The sequence below is a fragment of the Pacificimonas aurantium genome (assembly GCF_020092905.1).
GTDB lineage: Bacteria > Pseudomonadota > Alphaproteobacteria > Sphingomonadales > Sphingomonadaceae > Pacificimonas > Pacificimonas aurantium.
Window position 1 is genome coordinate 1,122,612 of the sequence record NZ_JAGSGB010000001.1, and the last position, 20,206, is coordinate 1,142,817.

A 20,206-nucleotide genomic window follows, 5' to 3' on the forward strand; every position below is an offset into this window, starting at 1 on the left:
GGGGACAAGAATGCAGAACCAGGCTCCTGAGCCCGCTGCCGCAGCCGAGAACACCGGGGCAGCGGAGAACGCTGCGGCAGCACCGCAAGGCGGAGAAAATGTCGTCGAAGCCGTGGGCGGCGATGTCTCCATCGTCGGAACGCTCGTCGATACGCTGGAGGGAATGCTGCGCGGGCTCGTCGCCGCGCTTCCACTTCTGGCGATTGCCGCAATCGTTCTCGTCATCGTGGCTATCCTGGCGCGCGGCGTTAGCAGTCTGGCCGGAAAGGCCGCTCAGAAGGCGGGTGAACGGCGCAGCCTCGTCGACCTGACCGAGACGCTGGCGAAGGTCGGCGTATGGATCGTCGGCCTGCTCCTCGTCATGACGATCGTCTTTCCCTCCATGACGCTCGGCAGCCTGATTGCGGCCCTGGGCATCGGGTCAGTCGCCATCGGTTTCGCGTTCCAGGACGTCTTCGAGAACTTCCTCGCCGGTGTCCTCCTGATGCTGCGCGAGAAAATGCGCATCGGCGACTATATCATCTGCGAAGGCGTCGAGGGCGAGGTCACCAACATCACCCTGCGCGAAACCTATCTGCGCCGCCTGTCCAACGAAATCACCGTCGTCCCAAACAGCCACCTGTTCAAGAACCCGGTCGAGATCATCACCGATGCGACGATGCGCAGGCACGAGATCACTGCCGGCGTCAGCTACGATACCGACGCCGACATGGCCCGCGACCTGATCCAGAAGACGGTCGAGGGATGCGAGCTGGTCGACAGCGAAAAGCCCGTGCAGGTGTTCGCCGCCGCCTTCGGCGCCAGCTCCATCGATTATACGGTGCGCTGGTGGTCGGGGTCGAAGCCGATCGACATGCATAAGAGCCGCGACGAGGTGATCCGCCGTATCAAGCGCGCGCTGGACGATGCCGGTGTGGAAATTCCCTTCCCCTACCGCACGCTCACCTTCAAGGAGCCGCTGCCGCTGTTGCAGCAGGGACCGAAGGACGAAGGCTAGTCTTTCGGGCTTGCGGTATTCGCCGCGACGCGTTGCTCAATGGGCATGGACCAGCGAGAATGACGCCGCGCGGCGCCCCTCCCAGAAGCGCTCATGGAAATAGAAGGCGACGGCGTTCGCCAGCGGCTCGACGAGCGCGATGCCCCCTGCCACGGCAAGCGAGCCGGTCATCAGATAGGCGACGCTGAACCCGATGATGAGGTGCAGCGAGAGGTAGCTGAGTGTCTTGGCGAGATTACGATCCACGGCAGGATTCCTTTCGGGACCCTAAATGAGAATTGATCGCAACTAGCGCCAATGAATAAATAAGCGTTCAATGATCGATTTTATCGAATAGAGCTTTGCGCCGGGGGGCGGCACCCTCTCGGGCGTAGAAAGATGGAGAGGGAGGAGCCAGTCCATGTCTGACCTGAACAGAAGGGAATTGCTCGCCGGTACCGCTCTGGCGGGCGCGGCAGCGGCGACTGGGGCTGTCGCGGACCGCGCCGCGGCGCAGGAGGGTGCGGGAGACCCCGACCTTTCGGGCCGTTCGATTCTCGTTACGGGCACCTCCTCGGGCTTCGGTCATCTCGGCGCGCTTCACTATGCCCGCCTCGGCGCACGCGTGATCGCCACCATGCGCGACATGCCGCGGCCCGAAGCGGATGCCCTGCGCCAGGCCGCGGAGGCGGACGGACTCGACCTTCACCTTGTCCCGCTCGACGTTCTTGACGAGTCCTCCGTACGCGAAGGCATTGCGGAGGGCGAGCGCATTGCAGGCGGCGCGCTCGACGTGCTCGTGAACAATGCCGGCATCGGTATCAGCGGCCCTGTCGAACTGCAGGACGAGGTAGCCGCCGCGCAAATCTTCGGCACCAATGTCGACGGCTATCTGCGCACGGCGCGGGCGGCGCTGCCGGCCATGCGCGCGGCGGGGCGCGGGCTGATCGTCAACAGCTCCTCCCAGCTTGGGCGGGTCATCTACCCCAATATCGGTCTCTATTCGGCGACCAAGTTCGCGGTCGAAGGGCTGTCGGAACAGATGGCCTATGAACTGGCGCCGCACGGCGTCGACGTCGCTATCGTTCAGCCTGGCGGTTATCCGACGGAAATCTGGGAAAATGGCGACCGCTATACCCGCGCGTTGCTCGATAGGATCGGCGAGGAGCGAAAGGCAGGATATCCCGAGCTGATCGACAATGCCCTGCGCAGCTCGGGCGGCGGCTCGACCGATCCGATGGATGTGCCGCGTGCCATCGCCGAACTGATCGCCATGCCGGCGGGAGAGCGGCCGCTGCGGCGCCCCGTCCATCCCGGCACCAAACCGCAGCTCCGGATCAACGAGGTCAGCAGGCGGACGCAGCTTGCCATGCTGGAAAACTCCCCCTTCGGCCCGGCGGCGAAGTCCGTGCTCGGTCCCGCCTGAATGTCGCTTGCGCTGGCCCTGGCGGGTGCACTGGCGGGGCTGGTCGCGGGCAGTTTCATCGGCGTGATCGGGGAGCGCTGGCCGCGCGGGGAACAGGTCGTCAGTGGCCGATCGCGCTGCGAGGCGTGCGCGCGGACGCTTACGCCTGCCGACCTGGTGCCGCTCGCCAGCTATGCCGTGCTGAGGGGGAAATGTCGGCATTGCGGTGCGCCCATCCCAGCCCACCTTCCTGTGGTCGAGTTGCTGGCGGCGATTGTCGGCGCGGCCGTCTTCGCGGTCGCAGACCGCCCGCTTGAGCTTTTTTGGGCCCTCTTCGGCTGGATGCTGCTGGCACTGGCGCTTCTCGACTGGCGCGCGCTCTGGCTGCCGCGCCGCCTGACCCTGACGCTCCTCGCCTTCGGCCTCGCCTACCATGCGGCAGCGGGCGACCGACAGAGCTTTCTCTTTGCGCTGTGCGGCGCGGCGGCGGGGTGGGCGGCACTGGCTCTTGTCGCCATTGGCTATGAGCGGCTGCGCGGGCGGCGGGGACTCGGGCGCGGCGACCCGAAGCTGTTCGCCGCCATCGGTGCCTGGCTCGGGGCCGGCGCGCTGGCACCGGTCGTCAGCTTCGCCTCGCTCGGGGGGCTCGCCTTCGTGTTCGGCGCGATGGCGGGCGGGCGGCAGATCACCTCCGACACGCGTCTGCCATTTGGGACGTTTCTCGCGCTGGGGGCGGCGTTATACTGGGCCGTCGCGAGTCTTTCCCAGCTGCCCCTGCCGTTCACCGTAGAGGTCCCATGAATCAGACGTCCGAGATCCTGCGCGCCGTTCCGGGCATGCAGCGCACGCCCACGCCCAAGCTCGAACTGTTCAGGCTGCGCGGGTTCCTGGATGCGGACGAGTGCGAACGGCTGATGCAGATGATCGATGCCAACCGCCAGCCCTCGACGCAGTCCGACGACAATGGCGATCCGACCTACCGCACCAGCGAGACCTGCTATTTCGGGTCCGGCGACGCTTTCATCGCCGAGGTCGACAGGAAGCTGCACGATCTTCTCGGCATTCCCGAGGGCTTCAGCGAGCCCCTTCAGGGGCAGCGCTACGAGGTGGGGCAGGAGTTCAAGAACCACACGGACTATTTCGAACCCGGCGGGGCCGACCTGCAGAAGCGTAACCAGACGGCTGGGCAACGCACCTGGACCGCGATGGTCTATCTGAACGCGCCGGAAGCGGGCGGCGCCACCCGGTTCAAGGCCATCAAGAAGACGGTTGTGCCCGAACGCGGCGCGCTTCTGGCCTGGAACAATCTGAAGCCGGATGGCAGCCCCAATTTCTCCACGCTCCACCATGGGATGAAGGTGCGGGCGGGCACGAAATACGTCATCACCAAATGGTTCACCGAGCGGCCCTGGCCGCGGAGCGCCTGATGGCCAAGAGAAAGAGAAAACCCGCAGTTGACCCTGCCGCGTCGGCTCTGCCGGCAAGCGTCAGAACCGAAATCGCCGAAGCGTTGATGCTAAGTGAAGAGCCGGTTCGCATCGCGCGGCGGCTGCAGGCGCGGGGACTGCCCGAGCGCAAGGTCGAGGCGGAGATCGAGGCCGCGCGGAAACATCCCTATCTTGCCGGCGCCGAACGATTGCGCGCCCGCGTCAGGAAGCGCGACTGGCTGCTGAGAAATGTCGGCCAGCTAGCCGCGCTGCGTATGCAGGACCGGACTATTCCGCGCTTACGGGACCTTTCTCCGGAGGCGTTCTTCCGCGACTATTATGCTGCTAACCTGCCCGTTGTTCTCGAAGGGATGATCGACAATTGGCCCGCCATGTCCCGCTGGTCGCTCGACTATCTCGAGGAACGGCTGGGCGACGTGCCCATAAGTATCCAGAATAACCGCGAATCGGCACCGGATTACGAGCCGCGAACCGAGGAATTTCGCGAGACCCAGCCGTTGCCGCAGGTGATCGAGCGCTTGCGCTCCGGCGGGCCGACCAACGACTTTTACGTCACCGCGAACAACAGCCCCGTGAACAAGCAGTCGCTGGCGCCGCTATGGGAAGATGTGGGAGAACTTCCCGGCTTCCTTGCCCGGCAGGAGGAACGCGACGGCTTCTTCTGGATGGGACCGCAGGGTACGATCACCCCCTTCCACCATGACCTGACGAACAATCTCCTTGTCCAGATAGACGGACGGAAGCGCGTCATCATGGTGCCCAGCTGGGATACGCCGGGCATGAAGAACTACATGCACTGCTATTCGGAATGGACTGGAGAAGACTTCGCCGACGGCCTTTCCATTCCGGGCCGGCCGCAGCCGTGGAAGGTGGATATCGGTCCCGGCGACATGCTCTTCATTCCCATCGGCTGGTGGCATCATGTGGAGGGACTTTCGACCACCATCGGCATGTCGTTCACCAATTTTGCGCGCGATAACGACTTCTATTCGAAATATGACGCCAATTCGCCGCTCTGAGCGGTTGCCCAGTCTACCCACCCCGCCTCTACCCACTCGCCTCTACCCGCACGTCCACTTACGCGCGCGTAGAATTGCGTCGCCTCTGCGATAGGAACGCCACAGCAGAAAATATTCTGCAATTTCCGGGCCAGAATCGCGCTCTGGCCATTTATCGTTAACGCCCGGCCTGTTATGCCCCCTGTTCATGGCCGAAGTGGACACCATCAGCGAAGCGGAACGGATTGCCGCGGAAAGCGAAAGCGCGCCCGACGGCGCCGGCGGGCTCGCGGTTATTTCGATCGGCAAGAGCTACGACAAGAAGATCGTGCTGCGCGACGTCTCGCTGGGAGTGCGGCGCGGCGAGGTGATCGGCCTGCTTGGTCCCAATGGCGCGGGCAAGACGACCTGCTTCTATTCGATCATGGGGCTGGTGGAGCCGGACCGCGGGCGCATCCTTCTCGACGGCGTCGACATCACGAAGCTGCCCATGTACCGCCGCGCGGCGCTCGGCCTGGGCTACCTGCCGCAGGAAACCTCCATCTTTCGCGGCATGACGGTCGAGCAGAACATCATGGCGGTCCTGGAGATCAGCGAACCGAACAAGACCGCCCGCCGCGACCGGCTGGAAGAGCTGCTGGAGGAATTTTCCATCACGCGCCTGCGCTCGTCGCCGGCGATGGCGCTGTCGGGCGGCGAACGGCGTCGCTGCGAAATCGCGCGGGCGCTGGCTGCGGATCCCTCCATCATGCTGCTCGACGAACCCTTCGCGGGCATCGACCCGATCTCCATCGGCGATATCCGCGACCTGGTCTGGCATCTGAAGGACCGCGACATCGGCGTCCTCATCACCGATCACAATGTGCGCGAGACGCTCGATATCGTCGACCGGGCCTGCATCATCTACGATGGCCGTGTCCTCTTCGAGGGGACGCCCGAGGCGCTGGTCGCCAATGAGGAAGTACGCCGGGTCTATCTGGGCGAAGGCTTCCAGGCTTGATGCGGGGCGACTGATCCGATGCTGGGGCCGCGTCTCGATCTAAAGCAATCGCAGCAACTGGTGATGACACCCCAGTTGCAGCAGGCGATCAAGCTGCTCGCGCTGTCCAATGTGGAATTGGAAGCGGTTGTTCAGGCAGAGGTCGAGAAGAACCCTCTGCTCGACATGCCCGAACAGGCCGCGGAACCCCAGGAAGCCGGTATGGATGGCCGCACGGACGGTGCAGATGGGGGCGAACCGGCGGGCGCGGACGACCTGATCGGGTCGGGCGCGGGGGAGAGCGACGCGCCGCTCGATGTCGATTACGGCGCGGAAACCTTTCACCATGACGGTCCGACCGACGGAATCGGCGAGACCCCGGCAGCTGCCGAGCAGCTTTCGCTAAACGGGACCGGCATCGGCGGCGAAGAGGGCGTCGACCCGGGCGCGATCGGCAGCGCCCCGCGTTCGCTTCGCGACGTGCTGGAGGAGCAGGCCGGCGTCCTGTCCCATGACCAGCAGGTCGTCGCGCATACCATCGTCGATCTGATCGACGAGGCTGGCTATTTTACCGGAGACTGCGGCGAGATCGCCGAACGGCTTGGCGCGCCGCCCGAGTTCGTCGAGGACGTACTGGCAAAGGTGCAGACGTTCGAGCCGACCGGCGTCGGCGCACGGACCCTGTCCGAATGTATTGCCATCCAGGCGCGCGAGGCGGACCGCTACGACCCGGCTATGGCCACGCTGATCGATCGGCTCGATCTCGTCGCGCGCGGCGACTTGCAGGCGTTGCAGCGTCTCTGCCGCGTGGATGCCGAAGATATGTCGGACATGCTGTCGGAGCTGCGTCGCTACGATCCGAAACCGGGTTACGCCTTTGGCGGGCAGGGCGACATCTCGCCCGTGGTGCCGGACATTTTCGTGCGGCCTGACGACGAAGGCGGCTGGGCGATCGAACTCAACCAGGCCACGCTGCCGCGCCTGCTGGTGAACAGGGAATATGCCGCCTCCCTGTCGGCTCAGGGAAAGCAGTCGAAGGAGACGAAGGCGTTCCTGTCCGATTGCCTGCAGTCGGCGAACTGGCTGATGAACGCGCTCGACCAGCGCCAGCGTACTATCGTGCGCGTGACGAGCGAACTGGTGAAGCAGCAGGACGGCTTCTTCCGCCGCGGCATCAGTGCGCTGAAGCCGCTGACCCTGCGCGCCGTCGCAGAAGAGATCGAGATGCACGAATCGACGGTCAGCCGCGTGACGTCGAACAAGTATCTGTCCTGCGAGCGCGGCCTGTTCGAGCTGAAATATTTCTTCACCAGCGCCATCCAGACATCGGAGGGCGAGGATGTTTCTGCCGAAGCCGTGAAGAGCCGGATCGGCGCGCTGATCGCGGCGGAATCGCCGAAGAAGGTCCTGTCCGACGACAAGCTGGTTACGATCCTGAAGGGGGAGGGCTTCGATATCGCGCGGCGCACGGTTGCGAAATATCGCGAGGCGATGGGGATCGGCAGCTCGGTCCAGCGGCGGCGCAGCTACAAGCTCGACAGCGCCGTCAACGCGTAAGCCGGCCCAGGTTCGTTCGGCTGCGGGCGGGGAGAGGCGCTCTAGCCAGTCCTGTCGATCAGCTTGTCGAGTTCGCGGGCAACCCGCTCCCTGACGGGGTCGTGGAAGACCCAGTGTCCTACCCCCTCCAGCTCGACATAATCCACGTCGCCCGTCAGCTTTCGTGCGGTCCGGCGGGCCGTGGCGACGGGCGTGATGCGATCCTCGTCGCCCACCAGGACCAGCGCGGGCATGTCGAGGCGGCTATAGTCGACGTCCGTAGACCGCTCACGGTCGGCAAAGGGCATGGAAATCTGGAACAGGACGCGGCCGGAATCCCACACCAGTTCGGACAGCGCCTCGCGGATATCCTCCTCGGGTACATTGTTGAAAATGCCCCAGCGCGCCCGCATTTCGTCGATCAGCGTCGGGGAACGCCACCAGCTGCGCCCGGTGGTGACACCGAGAAGCGTCCGCAGCGAACTGATGGCGAGACTGCTCGTCTGCGCGGTCGGGGCCGGCGACAGCAGCGCAAGTCCGCGGGCGCCCTGCTGTTCCGCTAGCTTCTGCGCGAGCATGCCCCCCATCGAATGACCGACGATGATGGGCGACTCGCCGACGTCCCGGCCAGCGGCCAGCAGCGCATCGACATAGTCACGGATCCCCGTCGTCGCGAGCAGCGGATCGGGTACGTCGCCTGCCTTCGCATCGTGGAAGGGCAGGGCGGGGGCGTAGACAGGGTGACCGCGGCTCTCGTAGCGCTCGCGCAGCCAGTCCCACACTTTGGGCGTGGACCACATGCCGTGGATGAAGAAGAGCGGCGCTTTCGCCATGGTTTACAGCCCTAGTCGGCGACGCCGCTGGCGGCAAGCACGGCCATGGTGACAATGTCGTTGGTTCCCGACGTCATCGGCACGATCTGGACCGGCTTCGACATGCCCATCAGCAGCGGACCGATCGTTCGGACCGCGCCCAGTTCCTTCAGCAGCTTCGCAGAGATGTTCGCGCTTTGCAGGCCCGGCATGATGAAGACGTTCGCCGGCCCGGTCAGGCGGGAGAAGGGATAGAGCTTCTGCATGTCGCGGTTGAGCGCCACGTCGGCCGACATCTCGCCTTCATATTCGAAGGTCACGCGGCGCTCGTCGAGCAGCTTCACCGCCTGGCGCGTCATTTCCAGATTCTCGCCCTCGGGATTGCCGAAATTGGAGTAGCTGATGAAGGCGACGCGCGGGCTGCGGCCCATGCGGCGGGTGAAGGCAGCGCACTGCTCGGCATAGTCGGCAAGCTGCTCGGCGGACGGCCGCTCCGTGACCGCGGTGTCGGCGATCAGGTAGCTGTCGTGCCGGCCCACGACGACGTGGATGCCGAACGGCGTGTGCCGCGGGCTCGGATCGATGACATAGGAGATCTGCTCCATCGTCTGGCCGAAGTGGCGCGTCACGCCGGTGACGAGCACGTCGCCATGCCCCAGTTCGACCAGCAGCGAGGCGAAGATGTTGCGGTCCTGGTTGACCCAGCGCTGTACGTCGCGGTGGAGCGCGCCCTTGCGCTGCAGCCGGCGGTAGAGATGCTCCGTCATGCCGGGAACGAGCGGGTTCTCGCGGCTGTTCTGGATTTCGAAGCTGTCCGGGTCCGCCCCCAGAGCCTTCAGGTTTTCCTTCACCTTGTGGTCGCGCCCGACAAGCACGGGGATGCCGTAGCCCTGGCCCTTGATCGTGAGCGCGGCGCGCAGCACGACCTCCTCCTCGCCTTCCGCCAGGATGATGCGCTTCGGATTGGCACGGGCGCGGTTGAAGGCCTGTTCCAGCACGGCGGTCGTGGGATTGAGACGCGCCCGCAGCTCGGTGCGGTAGGCCTCCTCGTCGATGATGGGACGACGCGCGACGCCCGACTTCATCGCCGCCTTCGCGACCGCGAAGGGGACCGCCTCGATCAGGCGCGGGTCGAAGGGGGCCGGGATGATATAGTCGGGCCCGAAGGAAAGCTGGGTGCCGTAGGCGGCGGCGACTTCGTCGGGCACGGCCTCCTTGGCGAGGTCCGCCAGCGCCTGCGCCGCGGCGATCTTCATTTCCTCGTTGATCGTCGTGGCGCGCACGTCGAGGGCGCCGCGGAAGATATAGGGAAAGCCGAGAACGTTGTTGACCTGGTTCGGATAGTCCGACCGGCCGGTCGCCATGATGGCGTCGTCGCGCACCTCCGCGACCTTTTCCGGCAGGATCTCGGGCACCGGGTTGGCCATGGCGAAGATGATCGGCTGGTCCGCCATCACCTTCACATCGTCCTGCGACACCGCATCGGCGACCGACAGGCCGATGAACACATCGGCTCCGTTCATGGCGTCGTGGAGGCTGCGCTCGTCGGTCTCGACGGCATAGGCCGATTTCCACTGATTGAGGTCGTCGCGCCCCTTGTGGATAACGCCGGTGCGGTCGCACATGCGCACATTCTCGCGCCGGACGCCGGAGGCGATGAATAGCTCGGTACAGGCGATGGCGGCGGCGCCAGCGCCGTTCACGACCATCTTGATGTCCTCGAGCTTGCGGCCGGTCAGCTCGCAGGCATTGAACAGGCCGGCCGCCGAGATGATCGCGGTGCCGTGCTGGTCGTCATGGAAGACCGGAATGTTCATCTCGTCGCGAAGGCGCGATTCGATCTCGAAACAGTCCGGGCTGGCGATGTCTTCCAGGTTGATGCCGCCGAAGCTCGGCTCCATCAGCTTCACGGCGGAAATGAACGCCTCGACATCCTCGGTGTCGAGTTCGATGTCGATCGAATCGACATCGGCAAAGCGCTTGAAGAGGACCGCCTTGCCCTCCATCACCGGCTTCGAGGCCAGCGCGCCCAAATTGCCGAGGCCGAGGATGGCGGTGCCGTTCGAGATCACCGCGACCAGATTTCCCTTGGCGGTATAGTCGTAGGCCGTCACCGGATCGTCGGCGATCGCCTTCACCGGCACCGCAACGCCCGGAGAATAGGCGAGGCTGAGGTCGCGCTGCGTCGCCATGGGTTTCGAGGCGACGACCTCGATCTTTCCCGGCCGGTTCTGCGAGTGGAAGCGCAGGGCCTCCTCGTCGGAAAATTGTACCGACGAGCCGCGCGACGAGTTCTTCTTGTCCGCCACTTACCGAAGTCCGTTCTGCGTGATGATCATGCCCGCCGCTTCTAAGGAAGGATGGGCTGGCCGCAAGGCGCGGAACGGGGTTTTCTCGTGCTGCGGCGCAGCAAGGGCAGGTCGCGCGCGGGCCGCTAGATCACGTCGAGGATCAGGCCGAGTTTGCGCGCTTCCTCGGCCTCGATATACCAGTTTTCGGGCGCTTTTTCGCGGATGGTCTCGAAGTCGACGTCGGACTGTTCGGCAATGCCGCGAAAGCCCTCTTCCTCGATAAGGATGGAATGCTCGATCTCGTGCAGCTTCGCCTTCAGCGTGGCGACGCAGGAGCGCAGCGGGCCATTGAGATTGATCGTCTGGCTCATCTGCCGTTCGTGGATCATCAGCCGCGTTCCCTGCGTCAGGAAGCGGTGTTCGCGCGGGAAGTAGCTCATGAACGTCGCTCCGGCGGAATAAACCGCCTGCTTGCCCAGGAACAGGATTTCGCGTCCGGTCTGTTCGCGCAGCAACCGCACGTCGTCGCCCATGGTGCGGGCAAGTTCGGGATCGCCGCCAAGCGTCGTCAGGGCAATGACGATCGCGCCCTCCTCCGGCGCGCATTCCAGACCGCCGCGAAACTGGTCGTACATGGCGTGGTTCACCGGACCGTGCAGACGCAGGTTCGGATTGGCGAGCAGGGGATATTGCTGGGTCTTCGACATCGTCTCGGGCTTTCTCGGGTTCGCAGCGGCAAAGGTCCGGGCGTTATAAAGGTTCCGCGCGCGCTGACGGGTGACGCGGGATGCGCGCAGCTTTAAGGGCGGGGAATGGCTGCTCGGTCGGCGGCGCCCGCCGCCCCCTCCCCCATGATGGCGCAATATCTCTCGCTGAAGGACGAGGCGGGGGAAGATGCGCTGCTGTTCTTTCGCATGGGCGATTTCTTTGAGCTGTTTTTTGGCGATGCCGTGCGCGCGGCGGAGGCGCTCGACATCGCGCTGACGAAGCGCGGCCAGCATGCCGGCGAGGACATTCCGATGTGCGGCGTGCCGGTACATTCGGCCGAGAGTTATCTCGCGCGGCTGATCGCCAAGGGCTTCCGCGTCGCCATAGCCGACCAGACCGAAGACCCGGCGGAGGCAAAGAAGCGGGGATCGAAGTCCGTCGTCCGGCGCGAGATCGTGCGCGTGGTGACGCCCGGCACGCTGACGGAGGAAGCGCTGCTCGACGCGCGGCGCAGCAATTACCTCGCGGCGCTTGCCGAAGCGGGCGGCGCAACGGCGCTCGCCTGGACCGACATGTCGACGGGCGCGTTTCGGACAATGCCCCTTGCCGCCGAGGAAGTGCCCGCCCAGCTTGCGCGGCTGGCGCCGGCGGAACTCCTCATTGCCGAGGACCGCGAGGGGCCGGAACGCTGGTCGCTCACGCCCCTGCCGCGCGCCCATTTCGACAGTGCGCGCGGCGAAGCGGCGCTGAAGGACCGTTTTCGGCTTGGGTCCCTGGATGCCCTCGGTGACTTCACGCGCGCGGAGATCGCGGCGGCGGGGGCGCTCCTTTCCTATGTCGATGCCACCCAGTTCGAGGCGGGCGTGCGGCTTGGAGCGCCCGAGCGGGAACTGCCCGGTGCGCACATGGCGATCGACGCGGCCACGCGCGACAGCCTGGAAATCGCGCGCACGCAGAAGGGCGAACGGCGCGGCTCCCTGCTTGCCTGTCTCGACGAGACGAAAACGGCGGCCGGCGCGCGGCTGCTATCGGAGGATATCTCGGCCCCGCTGACCGATGCGCGCGAGATTGCCAGGCGGCTCGATCTCGTCGCCGCCTTTGAAGCGGGACCGTCCGTTCGCGACCGGCTGCGCGAGATGCTGAAGGGCGTGCCCGACCTCGAACGGGCGCTCGGCCGCCTCTCGGCCGGACGCGGGAGTCCCCGCGACCTTGGCCTTCTGCGTGACGGTCTCGGCGCGGCGGAGGAGATAAAGGCGCGCCTCGCCGCGGCAAAGCTGCTCGGCCCTCCGCCCATTCTCGCCGAGCTTCTCGAATTGATCGGACCCAATGGCGAGCTTCTCGCGGCACTCTCCGACGCGCTCGTTCCCGAGCCTGGCATTTCCGCCAATGAGGGCGGGTTTATCGCCGAGGGGTATGACGCCGCGCTCGACGAACATCGCAGCCTTGCCCGCGACGCGCGCCAGCATATCGCCGCGCTCGAGGCCCGGTACAGGGAGGCGACCGGCGTCAAGGCGCTGCGCATCAAGCATAACAATGTGCTCGGCTACTTCATCGAGGTTGGCGCCAACCACGCGGATGCGCTGATGACGTCGGACAGCGGTTTTGCGCACCGGCAGACGCTGGCAAGCGCGGTGCGGTTCAATTCCGAGGAACTAGCCGGCCTCGCAATGCGCATCACGCAGGCGCAGTCGCGCGCCCTGGCGATGGAGGCCGAGCATTTCCAGCGCCTGCGCGCGGCCGTTATCGACCATGGTCCGGTGATCGAGAACACGGCCGCGGCGCTTGCCCGGCTCGATGTCGCCGCGTCTCACGCGGGGCTGGCCGCCACGCGCGGCTGGACGCGCCCGGTGGTCGATGACAGCGACCGGTTCGTTATTGAGGGCGGACGGCACCCGGTCGTCGAATCGGCGATGGACGGCGGCAGTTTCGTTGCCAATGACTGCGACCTTACACGCGCACAGCATGTCTGGCTCGTGACCGGTCCCAATATGGCCGGCAAGTCGACCTTTCTGCGCCAGAACGCGCTTCTCGCGATCCTTGCGCAGGCAGGCTGCTTCGTGCCGGCGGCACGGGCCGAAATCGGCATCGTGGACCGGCTGTTCAGCCGCGTCGGTGCCTCGGACAACCTGGCGGAGGGGCGCTCGACCTTCATGGTCGAGATGGTCGAGACGGCAGCGATCCTGAGACAGGCGACGAACCGCTCGCTCATCATCCTCGACGAAGTCGGGCGCGGGACGTCCACATATGACGGGCTGGCCATTGCGTGGGCCGTGCTGGAGGCGGTTCATGACGAGCTGGAATCGCGCTGCCTGTTCGCAAGCCACTACCACGAGCTGACGGGTCTGGCAGAGCGGCTGAAACGGCTCGAACTCGCCACAGTGCGCGTGCGCGAGTGGAAGGGCGATCTCGTCTTTCTGCACGAAGTCATCAGGGGCGCGGCCGACAAGAGTTACGGCCTTGCCGTCGCCAGGCTGGCCGGCCTGCCGGCGCATACGGTATCGCGCGCAGGGGAAGTTCTGGACCGGCTCGAGGAACGCCGCGCCGAAACGGGCGGCATCGCGGCGGGTCTCGCCGACCTGCCGCTATTTTCGGCGAGTGCGCCGCCCGTTGCCGATGCTCCCGATGCGCTGCGGGAGCGGCTGGATGCCGTCGCTGCGGATGATCTCAGCCCGCGCGCCGCGCTCGACCTCATCTACGAACTGAAACGGCTCGCAGCGGAAACGTAACGGCGAGGGCGGAGCGGCGGTCCCGCTAGCGGACGCGCTTCACCCGGAAGGACCGGCGACCGATCGTCATGCGGTAGGACCCACCTAGGGCGCGTTCTACCGTCGCGGTTTCTCCGGCATCGATCGACAGCGGGCGCACCTGGTCGAAGGTCCAGACATGCCCGTTCTGCAGCAGCACGAGCCAGGTTTCCCGGCCCTGTTTGCGGGCCTCCAAGACAGTGGACTCGATGCTGTCGAGCGCCTGGCCCGGCCGTCCCGTTCCCGGTTCGACCTGTTCGCGGCCGAAGGCTTGGACCGCGGAGAGTTCGCGTTCGGCGGCCTCCGCCTCACGACGCTCTAGCTCCTGCCGCCGCGCCTCTTCCGCAGCTATCCGGGCGCGCTCTGCGGCTTCGGCGCGCGCTTCGGCCGCAAGACGCTGCTCCTCGGCGCGGCGCTCGGAAATCATGCGCTGCGCATTGTCGCTGATCCCTGCGGCGAGCCGGTCGAAGCACGCCAGGCGCTGTTCGGCCTCAACGATAACGGCGCAGTCGAGAAGTTGCTGGCTATCGACCTGCGCGGCGGCCGGGGCGCCAATGGCGAGGGCAGGAAAGATCGCGGGGAGGAGAGGGCGCATGGTGAGAAGTCCGCTGGTGGTGGTCAGGCGGCCGCGTTTTCGCCGCGCCGGTTCAGTTCGGCAAGCACGGCGTCGAGTAGCGGCGCATAGCCCCGCGCGCCGCTGACATCGACCGGCCGCACCCCTGTGCCGTCCAGATCGGCATTGTCGTTGCCGCTGACGGGGACATAACGCGCCAGGTTCGGCAGCCACTGCTGCACCAGTGGAGACAATTCGTGGATGCGGTCGGTGCGCGGCGTGGTCAGGATGATCGCCTCGCGCTGTGCCATCGACAGGACGTCCCAGCTCTTCGGATTCGCAGTCGAGGCATAGTACACCTCATAGCCGTCTGCGACAGCGCGCTCGAACCGCTCGCGGTCGAATTCGACCGCCAGATACTCGACCCCTGCTTCGCGCAGGCCGTCGGCGACGGCGCGCCCGTGATCGGCCAGTCCGACGATGACGACCGGCGCGCGCGCGGTTCCGACCTTCCGGTCGGGCGGTCCGCTGCGCAGCTTTCCGGCGATGCGGCGCCCCAGATTGGATACGGGCGGGGTCAGGGCCAGGCTTAGAGCGATGGCGGCGACGAAAATCGCCACGGCGTCTGCGCCGAGCAAGCCGGAGACCGCCGGAATGGCGAACAGGACAAGCGCGAACTCCGACCCCTGGCCGAGCAGGAAGCCGAGTTGGACCGATCCTGGAACCGACCAGCCGTTCAGGCGCGCGGCGACGATGTTGAAGGCGCATTTCAGGAAAATCAGAAGCGCGGCGACAAGGAGGACGAGGGCCCAGCTCGACACGAGCGCCGAGATGTCGAGGCCGATGCCGACGGTCATGAAGAAGAAGCCGAGGAACAGGCCGCGGAACGCCTCGATTTCTGTCTGGATGAGGACCTTGTAGCGCGATTCGGCGACAGCGACGCCGCCCAGAAAGGCACCGAGTGTCAGCGACAGGCCAGCCGCGCCGGTGGCCCAGCCTGCTGCGAGCGCCAGGAACAGCGCGGTCGCCGTATAGACCTCGCCTGCCGTGGTCCGCGAGACCAAACGAAACAGCGGCTCGGTCAGGAAGCGCGCGAACAGGACCGCGGCGGCGAAGGCCGCGAGGGCCTTGGCGCCGGCCAGTAGCAGCGCGGACCCCAGGCTTCCGTCGCCGCCCAGCGCTCCCGCAGCGACGAGAAGCAGGATGGCGGCGATATCCTGGAAGATCAGGATGGACTGGGCCGCGCGTCCGACGGGGCAGTCCTCCTGGTCGCGCTCGCGGATCAGACCGATGACGACCGCGGTCGAACTCAGGCCCAGCGCGAAGCCGCCGAGCACGGCGGCGGCGGGCTCCAGGCCGAACAGGAAGCCCAGGGCCGTGAAGCCGCCTCCGGCCACCAACATCTGCAGGGCGCCGAACCCGAATATATTTCCGGCCTCCTCGCGGATTTTCGCGAGAGAGAAGTGAAGACCCAGGTTGAACAGCAGGAACATCACTCCGGCTTCGGCGAGCGCCGCCACGACCGGGCCCTCGAAGTCTCCCGAGAAGCCGAGTGCCGAGATTGCCGCACCGAGCGCGATATAGCCGACAATCGGGTTCAGGCGCAGCGCGTAGGAGAGGAGGGCGGCGCCGACGCCGAGGCCCAGAAGGACCACGGCGGGCTGGATCGTCTCTACCGCGCTATGAATATCCGCCATCGTCCACCTTTCATGAGAAGGCTAATCTAGGTCAGCTTCTGCCCTGCCGCCATATCCGCGGCTTGACGTGAGTTGCTGTGCTAGTAATTTAAGACAGTCATGAAGCAGACAGACCGACCCATTTACCTTCAGATTCGCGACCGTATCGCGGCGGCGATTATCGACGAGGATTTCGGCGTGGGCGATGCGCTTCCATCGGTGCGCATGCTGGCCGGACAGGAGAATGTGAATCCCCTGACCGTGTCGAAGGCCTATCAGGAATTGCAGATGGCCGGCCTCGTCGAGGCGCGCCGGGGCCTCGGGCTGTTCGTCGTGTCCGGCGCCCGTGACCGCCTGATCAGCGACGAGAAGCAGGCATTCCTGACAGAGGAGTGGCCGCGTGTCCGGGCCCATGCCCGCCGCCTCGGCATTTCGCTTGCGGATCTGGTGGACGCCGAGACGGCGTAGCGCCGGCCCCTCGGGGCGCCTCAGGGGTGGGAGCGCATCGATTCTGGCGCCGCACCGCGCGACGCTCGGTCGCAGTCGCTCGCAGTAACTCTCCGAATCTTCCGAACGAACCCCATATGTTCGGCAAAGGAGAGACGATGAGTTTCGATCGACGACAAATACTGACCGGCGCCGGAGCGCTGACCCTCGCCGGCATGTTCGGCGCGCGCGTCGCCGCGAATCCGCACGCAGCGGGACCCTTCGAAGTCGACCTCGATACGGCGCAGTGGCGTGAGCGTCTGACCCCGCAGGAATTCCGCATCCTGCGCGAGGCGGGTACCGAGCGCGCCTTTACCAGTCCGCTGAACGAGGAAAAGCGCCGCGGCGTCTATCGCTGCGCGGGCTGTTCCAACCGCGTCTATACCTCGGCCACCAAGTTCGAATCGGGGACGGGCTGGCCGAGCTTCTATGAGGCGGTCGAAGGTTCGGTGGGCTATGCCGAGGACAAGTCGCTCTTCATGACCCGTACCGAGGTTCATTGCGGCCGCTGCGGCGGACATTTGGGTCACGTCTTCGACGACGGACCCGAGCCGACGGGCAAGCGTCACTGCATCAACGGCGCCGCGCTCGACTTCAAACATGTTCCGAAGCCGGCTTAGGGGGCCCGTCATGCGCTTAGCTGCTTTCGTCGCCGCCGCCGTCCTTGCGTCCTCCTGTTCCTCTTACGCGCAGGAGAGCGGCGGTGCGCCCGCCGAGTCGGAAGATCGCGCCTATTTCGCCATGGGCTGTTTCTGGTGCGCGGAGGCGGACTTCGAGAAAGTCGAGGGCGTTTCGGAGGCCGTGTCGGGCTATGCCGGCGGCACGACGGAAAATCCCACTTACGAACAGGTCTCCGCAGGCGGCACGGGCCATTATGAGGCCGTGCGCGTCAGCTACGATCCGGACGTGGTCGGCTATGGCGAGCTGCTCGATATCTTCTGGAAGAATGTCGACCCCTTCGATCCCGCCGGTCAGTTCTGCGACAAGGGCGAAAGCTACCGCGCGGCCATCTTTCCGGCCAATGCGGAGGAGCGGGCGCTGGCCCGGCAGTCGCTCGAGCGGGTCGAAGCCCGCTTCGGGCGCGAGGTAGCCGTGAAAATCGTCGAGGCGCCGACCTTCTACCGGGCAGAGGAATATCATCAGGATTATTCCGACAAGAATCCGCTCAGGTACAAATTCTACCGCACGGGATGCGGCCGCGACGCCCGGTTGCAGGAAGTCTGGGGGGAATAAGCCGAGAGGCGAATTTCCTCGCTTTCTCGACGCTTGCGATTCGGCGGGGGCGGTGCTACCCGCAGGCCCTGCTGGAGCGGAGGGTGCCAGGTCCTTAGGGAACGGCGCCCTATTTTCTGTGCGCTACGGCGATTCGATACGAACCCCACTTCCAGCCACACGGGACAGGCGTGGACACAACGACCACTTCGAACATGGGCAGGATGGTACACGGTCTTGGCGGCCGTTATGCCATGGCGCTCTTCGACCTCGCGAAAGAGGAAAAGGCCGAGACTTCCGTTGAGGACAGTCTGGCGACGCTGAAAGCGGCGCTGGCCGATTCCGCGGACTTCCGGACGCTGATCTCCTCTCCGCTTCTCGACCGCGAGCAGCAGCGCGCCGGCATGGACGCGCTTGCCGACCGCATGAAGCTCGATCCGCTGACGAAGAAGTTCCTTGGCGTTCTCGCGAAGAACCGGCGCCTTGCCGCGCTGCCGGAGATCGTCCGCGCCTATCAGCGCCTGGCCGCTGCCGCGCGCGGAGAGATCACGGCGGAGGTTACGTCCGCGCATGAACTCAGCGAGGACCAGAAGGGCGCGCTGAAGACCATGCTGCGCGCGCGCTATCATCAGGACGTCGCTCTCGATGCGAACGTCGATCCCAAGATTCTCGGCGGGCTGATCGTCAAGGTCGGCAGCCGCCTCGTAGACTCCTCCCTCAAGACCAAGCTCGACAATATCGGTCGCGCGATGAAAGGCATGAGCTAATGGACATCCGCCCGTCTGAAATTTCCGACGTCATCAAGCAGCAAATTGCCGATTTCGGCACGGAGGCCCAGGTCTCCGAGGTCGGCGAAGTGCTGTCCGTCGGTGACGGTATCGCCCGCGTCTACGGCCTCGACCAGGTGCAGGCCGGCGAAATGGTCGAATTCCCCGGCGGCATCAAAGGCATGGCGCTCAACCTCGAGGCCGACAATGTCGGTATCGTGATCTTCGGCTCCGACGCCGGCATCAAGGAAGGCGATCAGGTCAAGCGGACCGGCGAGATCGTCGACGTGCCCGTGGGCAAGGGCCTGCTTGGCCGCGTGGTCGACGGCCTCGGCAACCCGATCGACGGGAAGGGTCCGATCGAGGGCGCCGAACGCCGCCTCGTCGAGGTAAAGGCCCCGGGCATCATCCCGCGTAAATCCGTGCATGAGCCGATGCAGACCGGCCTGAAGGCCGTCGACGCGCTCGTGCCGATCGGCCGCGGCCAGCGCGAGCTGATCATCGGCGACCGCCAGACCGGCAAGTCCGCCGTCGCGCTCGACGCCATCATCAATCAGAAGGGCGTGAACGCCGGCGACGACGAATCGAAGAAGCTGTACTGCGTCTATGTCGCGGTCGGCCAGAAGCGCTCCACCGTCGCGCAGCTCGTCCGCGCGCTGGAAGAGAATGGCGCGATGGAATATTCCATCGTCGTCGCCGCGACGGCCTCCGAGCCGGCGCCGCTTCAGTATCTTGCGCCCTACACCGGCTGTGCCATGGCGGAATATTTCCGCGACAACGGCATGCACTCGCTGATCGTCTATGACGATCTTTCGAAGCAGGCCGTGGCGTACCGCCAGATGTCGCTGCTGCTGCGCCGCCCGCCGGGCCGCGAAGCCTATCCGGGCGACGTCTTCTACCTGCACTCGCGCCTTCTCGAGCGCGCCGCGAAGATGAACGACAGCATGGGCGCCGGGTCGATGACCGCCCTGCCGATCATCGAGACGCAGGCGGGCGACGTGTCGGCCTACATTCCGACAAACGTCATCTCGATCACCGACGGCCAGATCTTCCTCGAAACCGACCTCTTCTATCAGGGCATCCGCCCTGCGATTAACGTAGGTCTGTCGGTCAGCCGTGTCGGCGGCGCCGCCCAGACGAAGGCGATGAAGAAGGTCGCCGGCTCGATGAAGCTCGACCTCGCCCAGTATCGCGAGATGGCGTCCTTCGCGCAGTTCGGGTCGGATCTCGATCCGTCGACGCAGAAGCTGCTGAACCGCGGTCAGCGCCTGACCGAGCTGCTGAAGCAGCCGCAATTCTCGCCGATGCCGGTCGAGGAGCAGGTCGTGTCGATCTTCGCCGGTACGCAGGGCTATCTCGACAGCGTCGCCGTCGACGATGTGACCCGGTTCGAAAGCGCGTTCCTCACGGACATGCGCGCGAACCACAAGGAGGTGCTCGACTCGATCCGCACCAGCGGCAAGCTGGAGGATGATGTGGCCGACAAGCTGCACTCGATCCTCAAGGAGTTTGTGCGCACCTTCGCATAGGGCCTGCCGCCCGCTGCCGCGTCAGTGGCAGGCCGGGTGGAGGAACGTGAAATCGGGTTCCGGCAGCGCCGGGATGACAGGATAGG

The 20,206-nt window shown here is 65.6% G+C and carries 19 protein-coding genes; 13 read left to right on the top strand and 6 right to left on the bottom strand.

The genetic code is table 11. The annotated features are described in order from the left end of the window. Positions 1-10 precede the first annotated feature (10 nt). Entirely contained in the window at positions 11-997 is a 987-nt protein-coding gene (locus KCN53_RS05450) for a mechanosensitive ion channel family protein (protein ID WP_088711085.1), read from the top strand. 36 nt (positions 998-1,033) lie between these two features. Here KCN53_RS05450 and KCN53_RS05455 read toward each other — a convergent pair whose 3' ends face one another. Continuing rightward, on the bottom strand, positions 1,034-1,243 hold the full coding sequence (locus tag KCN53_RS05455; protein ID WP_088711084.1) for a DUF2061 domain-containing protein: 210 nt from the start codon (positions 1,241-1,243) through the stop codon (positions 1,034-1,036). Between the two features lie 154 nt (positions 1,244-1,397). On the opposite strand from KCN53_RS05455, the gene KCN53_RS05460 reads away from it, so the two are divergent. The 6 genes from KCN53_RS05460 to rpoN all read left to right on the top strand — a co-directional run bounded on the left by KCN53_RS05460 (position 1,398) and on the right by rpoN (position 7,363). Then, a complete protein-coding gene (locus KCN53_RS05460; protein WP_088711083.1) occupies positions 1,398-2,402 on the top strand; it encodes an SDR family NAD(P)-dependent oxidoreductase in 1,005 nt (334 codons plus the stop codon). Further along, positions 2,403-3,182, top strand: a complete 780-nt coding sequence (locus KCN53_RS05465) for a prepilin peptidase (protein ID WP_088711082.1) — start codon at positions 2,403-2,405, stop codon at positions 3,180-3,182. Further along, entirely contained in the window at positions 3,179-3,808 is a 630-nt protein-coding gene (locus KCN53_RS05470) for a prolyl hydroxylase family protein (RefSeq protein WP_088711081.1), read from the top strand. Before KCN53_RS05465 ends, KCN53_RS05470 begins: the two co-directional genes overlap by 4 nt. Further along, positions 3,808-4,848, top strand: coding sequence for a cupin-like domain-containing protein (locus KCN53_RS05475; RefSeq protein WP_172406140.1), 1,041 nt, complete (start codon positions 3,808-3,810; stop codon positions 4,846-4,848). Before KCN53_RS05470 ends, KCN53_RS05475 begins: the two co-directional genes overlap by 1 nt. A gap of 187 nt (positions 4,849-5,035) precedes the next feature. Continuing rightward, positions 5,036-5,827 (top strand): LPS export ABC transporter ATP-binding protein, encoded by a 792-nt coding sequence (gene lptB / locus KCN53_RS05480; RefSeq protein WP_088711079.1) that lies wholly within the window; start codon positions 5,036-5,038, stop codon positions 5,825-5,827. 18 nt (positions 5,828-5,845) lie between these two features. After that, positions 5,846-7,363, top strand: a complete 1,518-nt coding sequence (gene rpoN, locus KCN53_RS05485) for an RNA polymerase factor sigma-54 (protein WP_088711078.1) — start codon at positions 5,846-5,848, stop codon at positions 7,361-7,363. A 41-nt stretch (positions 7,364-7,404) separates the two neighbouring features. Here rpoN and KCN53_RS05490 read toward each other — a convergent pair whose 3' ends face one another. The 3 genes from KCN53_RS05490 to KCN53_RS05500 all read right to left on the bottom strand — a co-directional run bounded on the left by KCN53_RS05490 (position 7,405) and on the right by KCN53_RS05500 (position 11,152). After that, positions 7,405-8,175, bottom strand: a complete 771-nt coding sequence (locus KCN53_RS05490) for an alpha/beta hydrolase (protein WP_088711077.1) — start codon at positions 8,173-8,175, stop codon at positions 7,405-7,407. Positions 8,176-8,186: 11 nt separating this feature from the next. Next, positions 8,187-10,463, bottom strand: coding sequence for an NADP-dependent malic enzyme (locus tag KCN53_RS05495; protein ID WP_088711076.1), 2,277 nt, complete (start codon positions 10,461-10,463; stop codon positions 8,187-8,189). A 125-nt stretch (positions 10,464-10,588) separates the two neighbouring features. Continuing rightward, the gene (locus KCN53_RS05500) at positions 10,589-11,152 is read right to left on the bottom strand and encodes an ATP-dependent Clp protease proteolytic subunit (protein WP_088711075.1); all 564 of its coding nucleotides are present in this window, start codon (positions 11,150-11,152) and stop codon (positions 10,589-10,591) included. Between the two features lie 105 nt (positions 11,153-11,257). Between KCN53_RS05500 and mutS the strand changes: the two genes are divergently transcribed. Continuing rightward, positions 11,258-13,879 (top strand): DNA mismatch repair protein MutS, encoded by a 2,622-nt coding sequence (mutS, locus tag KCN53_RS05505; protein WP_224199380.1) that lies wholly within the window; start codon positions 11,258-11,260, stop codon positions 13,877-13,879. 25 nt (positions 13,880-13,904) lie between these two features. On the opposite strand, the gene KCN53_RS05510 is transcribed toward mutS, so the two are convergent. Both KCN53_RS05510 and KCN53_RS05515 read right to left on the bottom strand, forming a co-directional pair. Beyond that, the gene (locus tag KCN53_RS05510) at positions 13,905-14,492 is read right to left on the bottom strand and encodes a hypothetical protein (RefSeq protein WP_088711073.1); all 588 of its coding nucleotides are present in this window, start codon (positions 14,490-14,492) and stop codon (positions 13,905-13,907) included. A 23-nt stretch (positions 14,493-14,515) separates the two neighbouring features. Continuing rightward, positions 14,516-16,147, bottom strand: coding sequence for a cation:proton antiporter (locus KCN53_RS05515; RefSeq protein ID WP_088711072.1), 1,632 nt, complete (start codon positions 16,145-16,147; stop codon positions 14,516-14,518). A gap of 99 nt (positions 16,148-16,246) precedes the next feature. Here KCN53_RS05515 and KCN53_RS05520 point away from each other — a divergent pair, with 99 nt between their 5' ends. From KCN53_RS05520 to atpA, 5 genes are all read left to right on the top strand, one after another. After that, positions 16,247-16,594, top strand: a complete 348-nt coding sequence (locus KCN53_RS05520) for a GntR family transcriptional regulator (RefSeq protein ID WP_088711071.1) — start codon at positions 16,247-16,249, stop codon at positions 16,592-16,594. A gap of 137 nt (positions 16,595-16,731) precedes the next feature. Then, positions 16,732-17,232: a peptide-methionine (R)-S-oxide reductase MsrB gene (msrB, locus tag KCN53_RS05525; RefSeq protein WP_088713281.1), complete on the top strand. Its 501-nt coding sequence runs from the start codon at positions 16,732-16,734 to the stop codon at positions 17,230-17,232. Positions 17,233-17,242: 10 nt separating this feature from the next. Then, positions 17,243-17,845: a peptide-methionine (S)-S-oxide reductase MsrA gene (msrA, locus tag KCN53_RS05530; RefSeq protein WP_088711070.1), complete on the top strand. Its 603-nt coding sequence runs from the start codon at positions 17,243-17,245 to the stop codon at positions 17,843-17,845. 203 nt (positions 17,846-18,048) lie between these two features. Then, complete coding sequence (locus KCN53_RS05535) at positions 18,049-18,591, top strand: F0F1 ATP synthase subunit delta (RefSeq protein ID WP_397333618.1); 543 nt, start codon at positions 18,049-18,051, stop codon at positions 18,589-18,591. Then, positions 18,591-20,120 carry a F0F1 ATP synthase subunit alpha gene (atpA, locus tag KCN53_RS05540; RefSeq protein ID WP_088711068.1) on the top strand — a complete coding sequence of 510 codons (1,530 nt, stop codon included), beginning with the start codon at positions 18,591-18,593 and terminating at the stop codon, positions 20,118-20,120. The genes KCN53_RS05535 and atpA overlap by 1 nt, the downstream gene beginning before the upstream one ends. Positions 20,121-20,206 lie beyond the last annotated feature (86 nt).

Coding starts and splice junctions, on each gene's coding strand:
- KCN53_RS05450 (WP_088711085.1), top strand. CDS start 11: ATGCAGAACCAGGCTCCTGAGCCCGCTGCCGCAGCCGAGAACACCGGG.
- KCN53_RS05460 (WP_088711083.1), top strand. CDS start 1,398: ATGTCTGACCTGAACAGAAGGGAATTGCTCGCCGGTACCGCTCTGGCG.
- KCN53_RS05465 (WP_088711082.1), top strand. CDS start 2,403: ATGTCGCTTGCGCTGGCCCTGGCGGGTGCACTGGCGGGGCTGGTCGCG.
- KCN53_RS05470 (WP_088711081.1), top strand. CDS start 3,179: ATGAATCAGACGTCCGAGATCCTGCGCGCCGTTCCGGGCATGCAGCGC.
- KCN53_RS05475 (WP_172406140.1), top strand. CDS start 3,808: ATGGCCAAGAGAAAGAGAAAACCCGCAGTTGACCCTGCCGCGTCGGCT.
- lptB (WP_088711079.1), top strand. CDS start 5,036: ATGGCCGAAGTGGACACCATCAGCGAAGCGGAACGGATTGCCGCGGAA.
- rpoN (WP_088711078.1), top strand. CDS start 5,846: ATGCTGGGGCCGCGTCTCGATCTAAAGCAATCGCAGCAACTGGTGATG.
- KCN53_RS05490 (WP_088711077.1), bottom strand. CDS start 8,175: ATGGCGAAAGCGCCGCTCTTCTTCATCCACGGCATGTGGTCCACGCCC.
- KCN53_RS05500 (WP_088711075.1), bottom strand. CDS start 11,152: ATGTCGAAGACCCAGCAATATCCCCTGCTCGCCAATCCGAACCTGCGT.
- mutS (WP_224199380.1), top strand. CDS start 11,258: ATGGCTGCTCGGTCGGCGGCGCCCGCCGCCCCCTCCCCCATGATGGCG.
- KCN53_RS05510 (WP_088711073.1), bottom strand. CDS start 14,492: ATGCGCCCTCTCCTCCCCGCGATCTTTCCTGCCCTCGCCATTGGCGCC.
- KCN53_RS05515 (WP_088711072.1), bottom strand. CDS start 16,147: ATGGCGGATATTCATAGCGCGGTAGAGACGATCCAGCCCGCCGTGGTC.
- KCN53_RS05520 (WP_088711071.1), top strand. CDS start 16,247: ATGAAGCAGACAGACCGACCCATTTACCTTCAGATTCGCGACCGTATC.
- msrB (WP_088713281.1), top strand. CDS start 16,732: ATGAGTTTCGATCGACGACAAATACTGACCGGCGCCGGAGCGCTGACC.
- msrA (WP_088711070.1), top strand. CDS start 17,243: ATGCGCTTAGCTGCTTTCGTCGCCGCCGCCGTCCTTGCGTCCTCCTGT.
- KCN53_RS05535 (WP_397333618.1), top strand. CDS start 18,049: ATGGTACACGGTCTTGGCGGCCGTTATGCCATGGCGCTCTTCGACCTC.
- atpA (WP_088711068.1), top strand. CDS start 18,591: ATGGACATCCGCCCGTCTGAAATTTCCGACGTCATCAAGCAGCAAATT.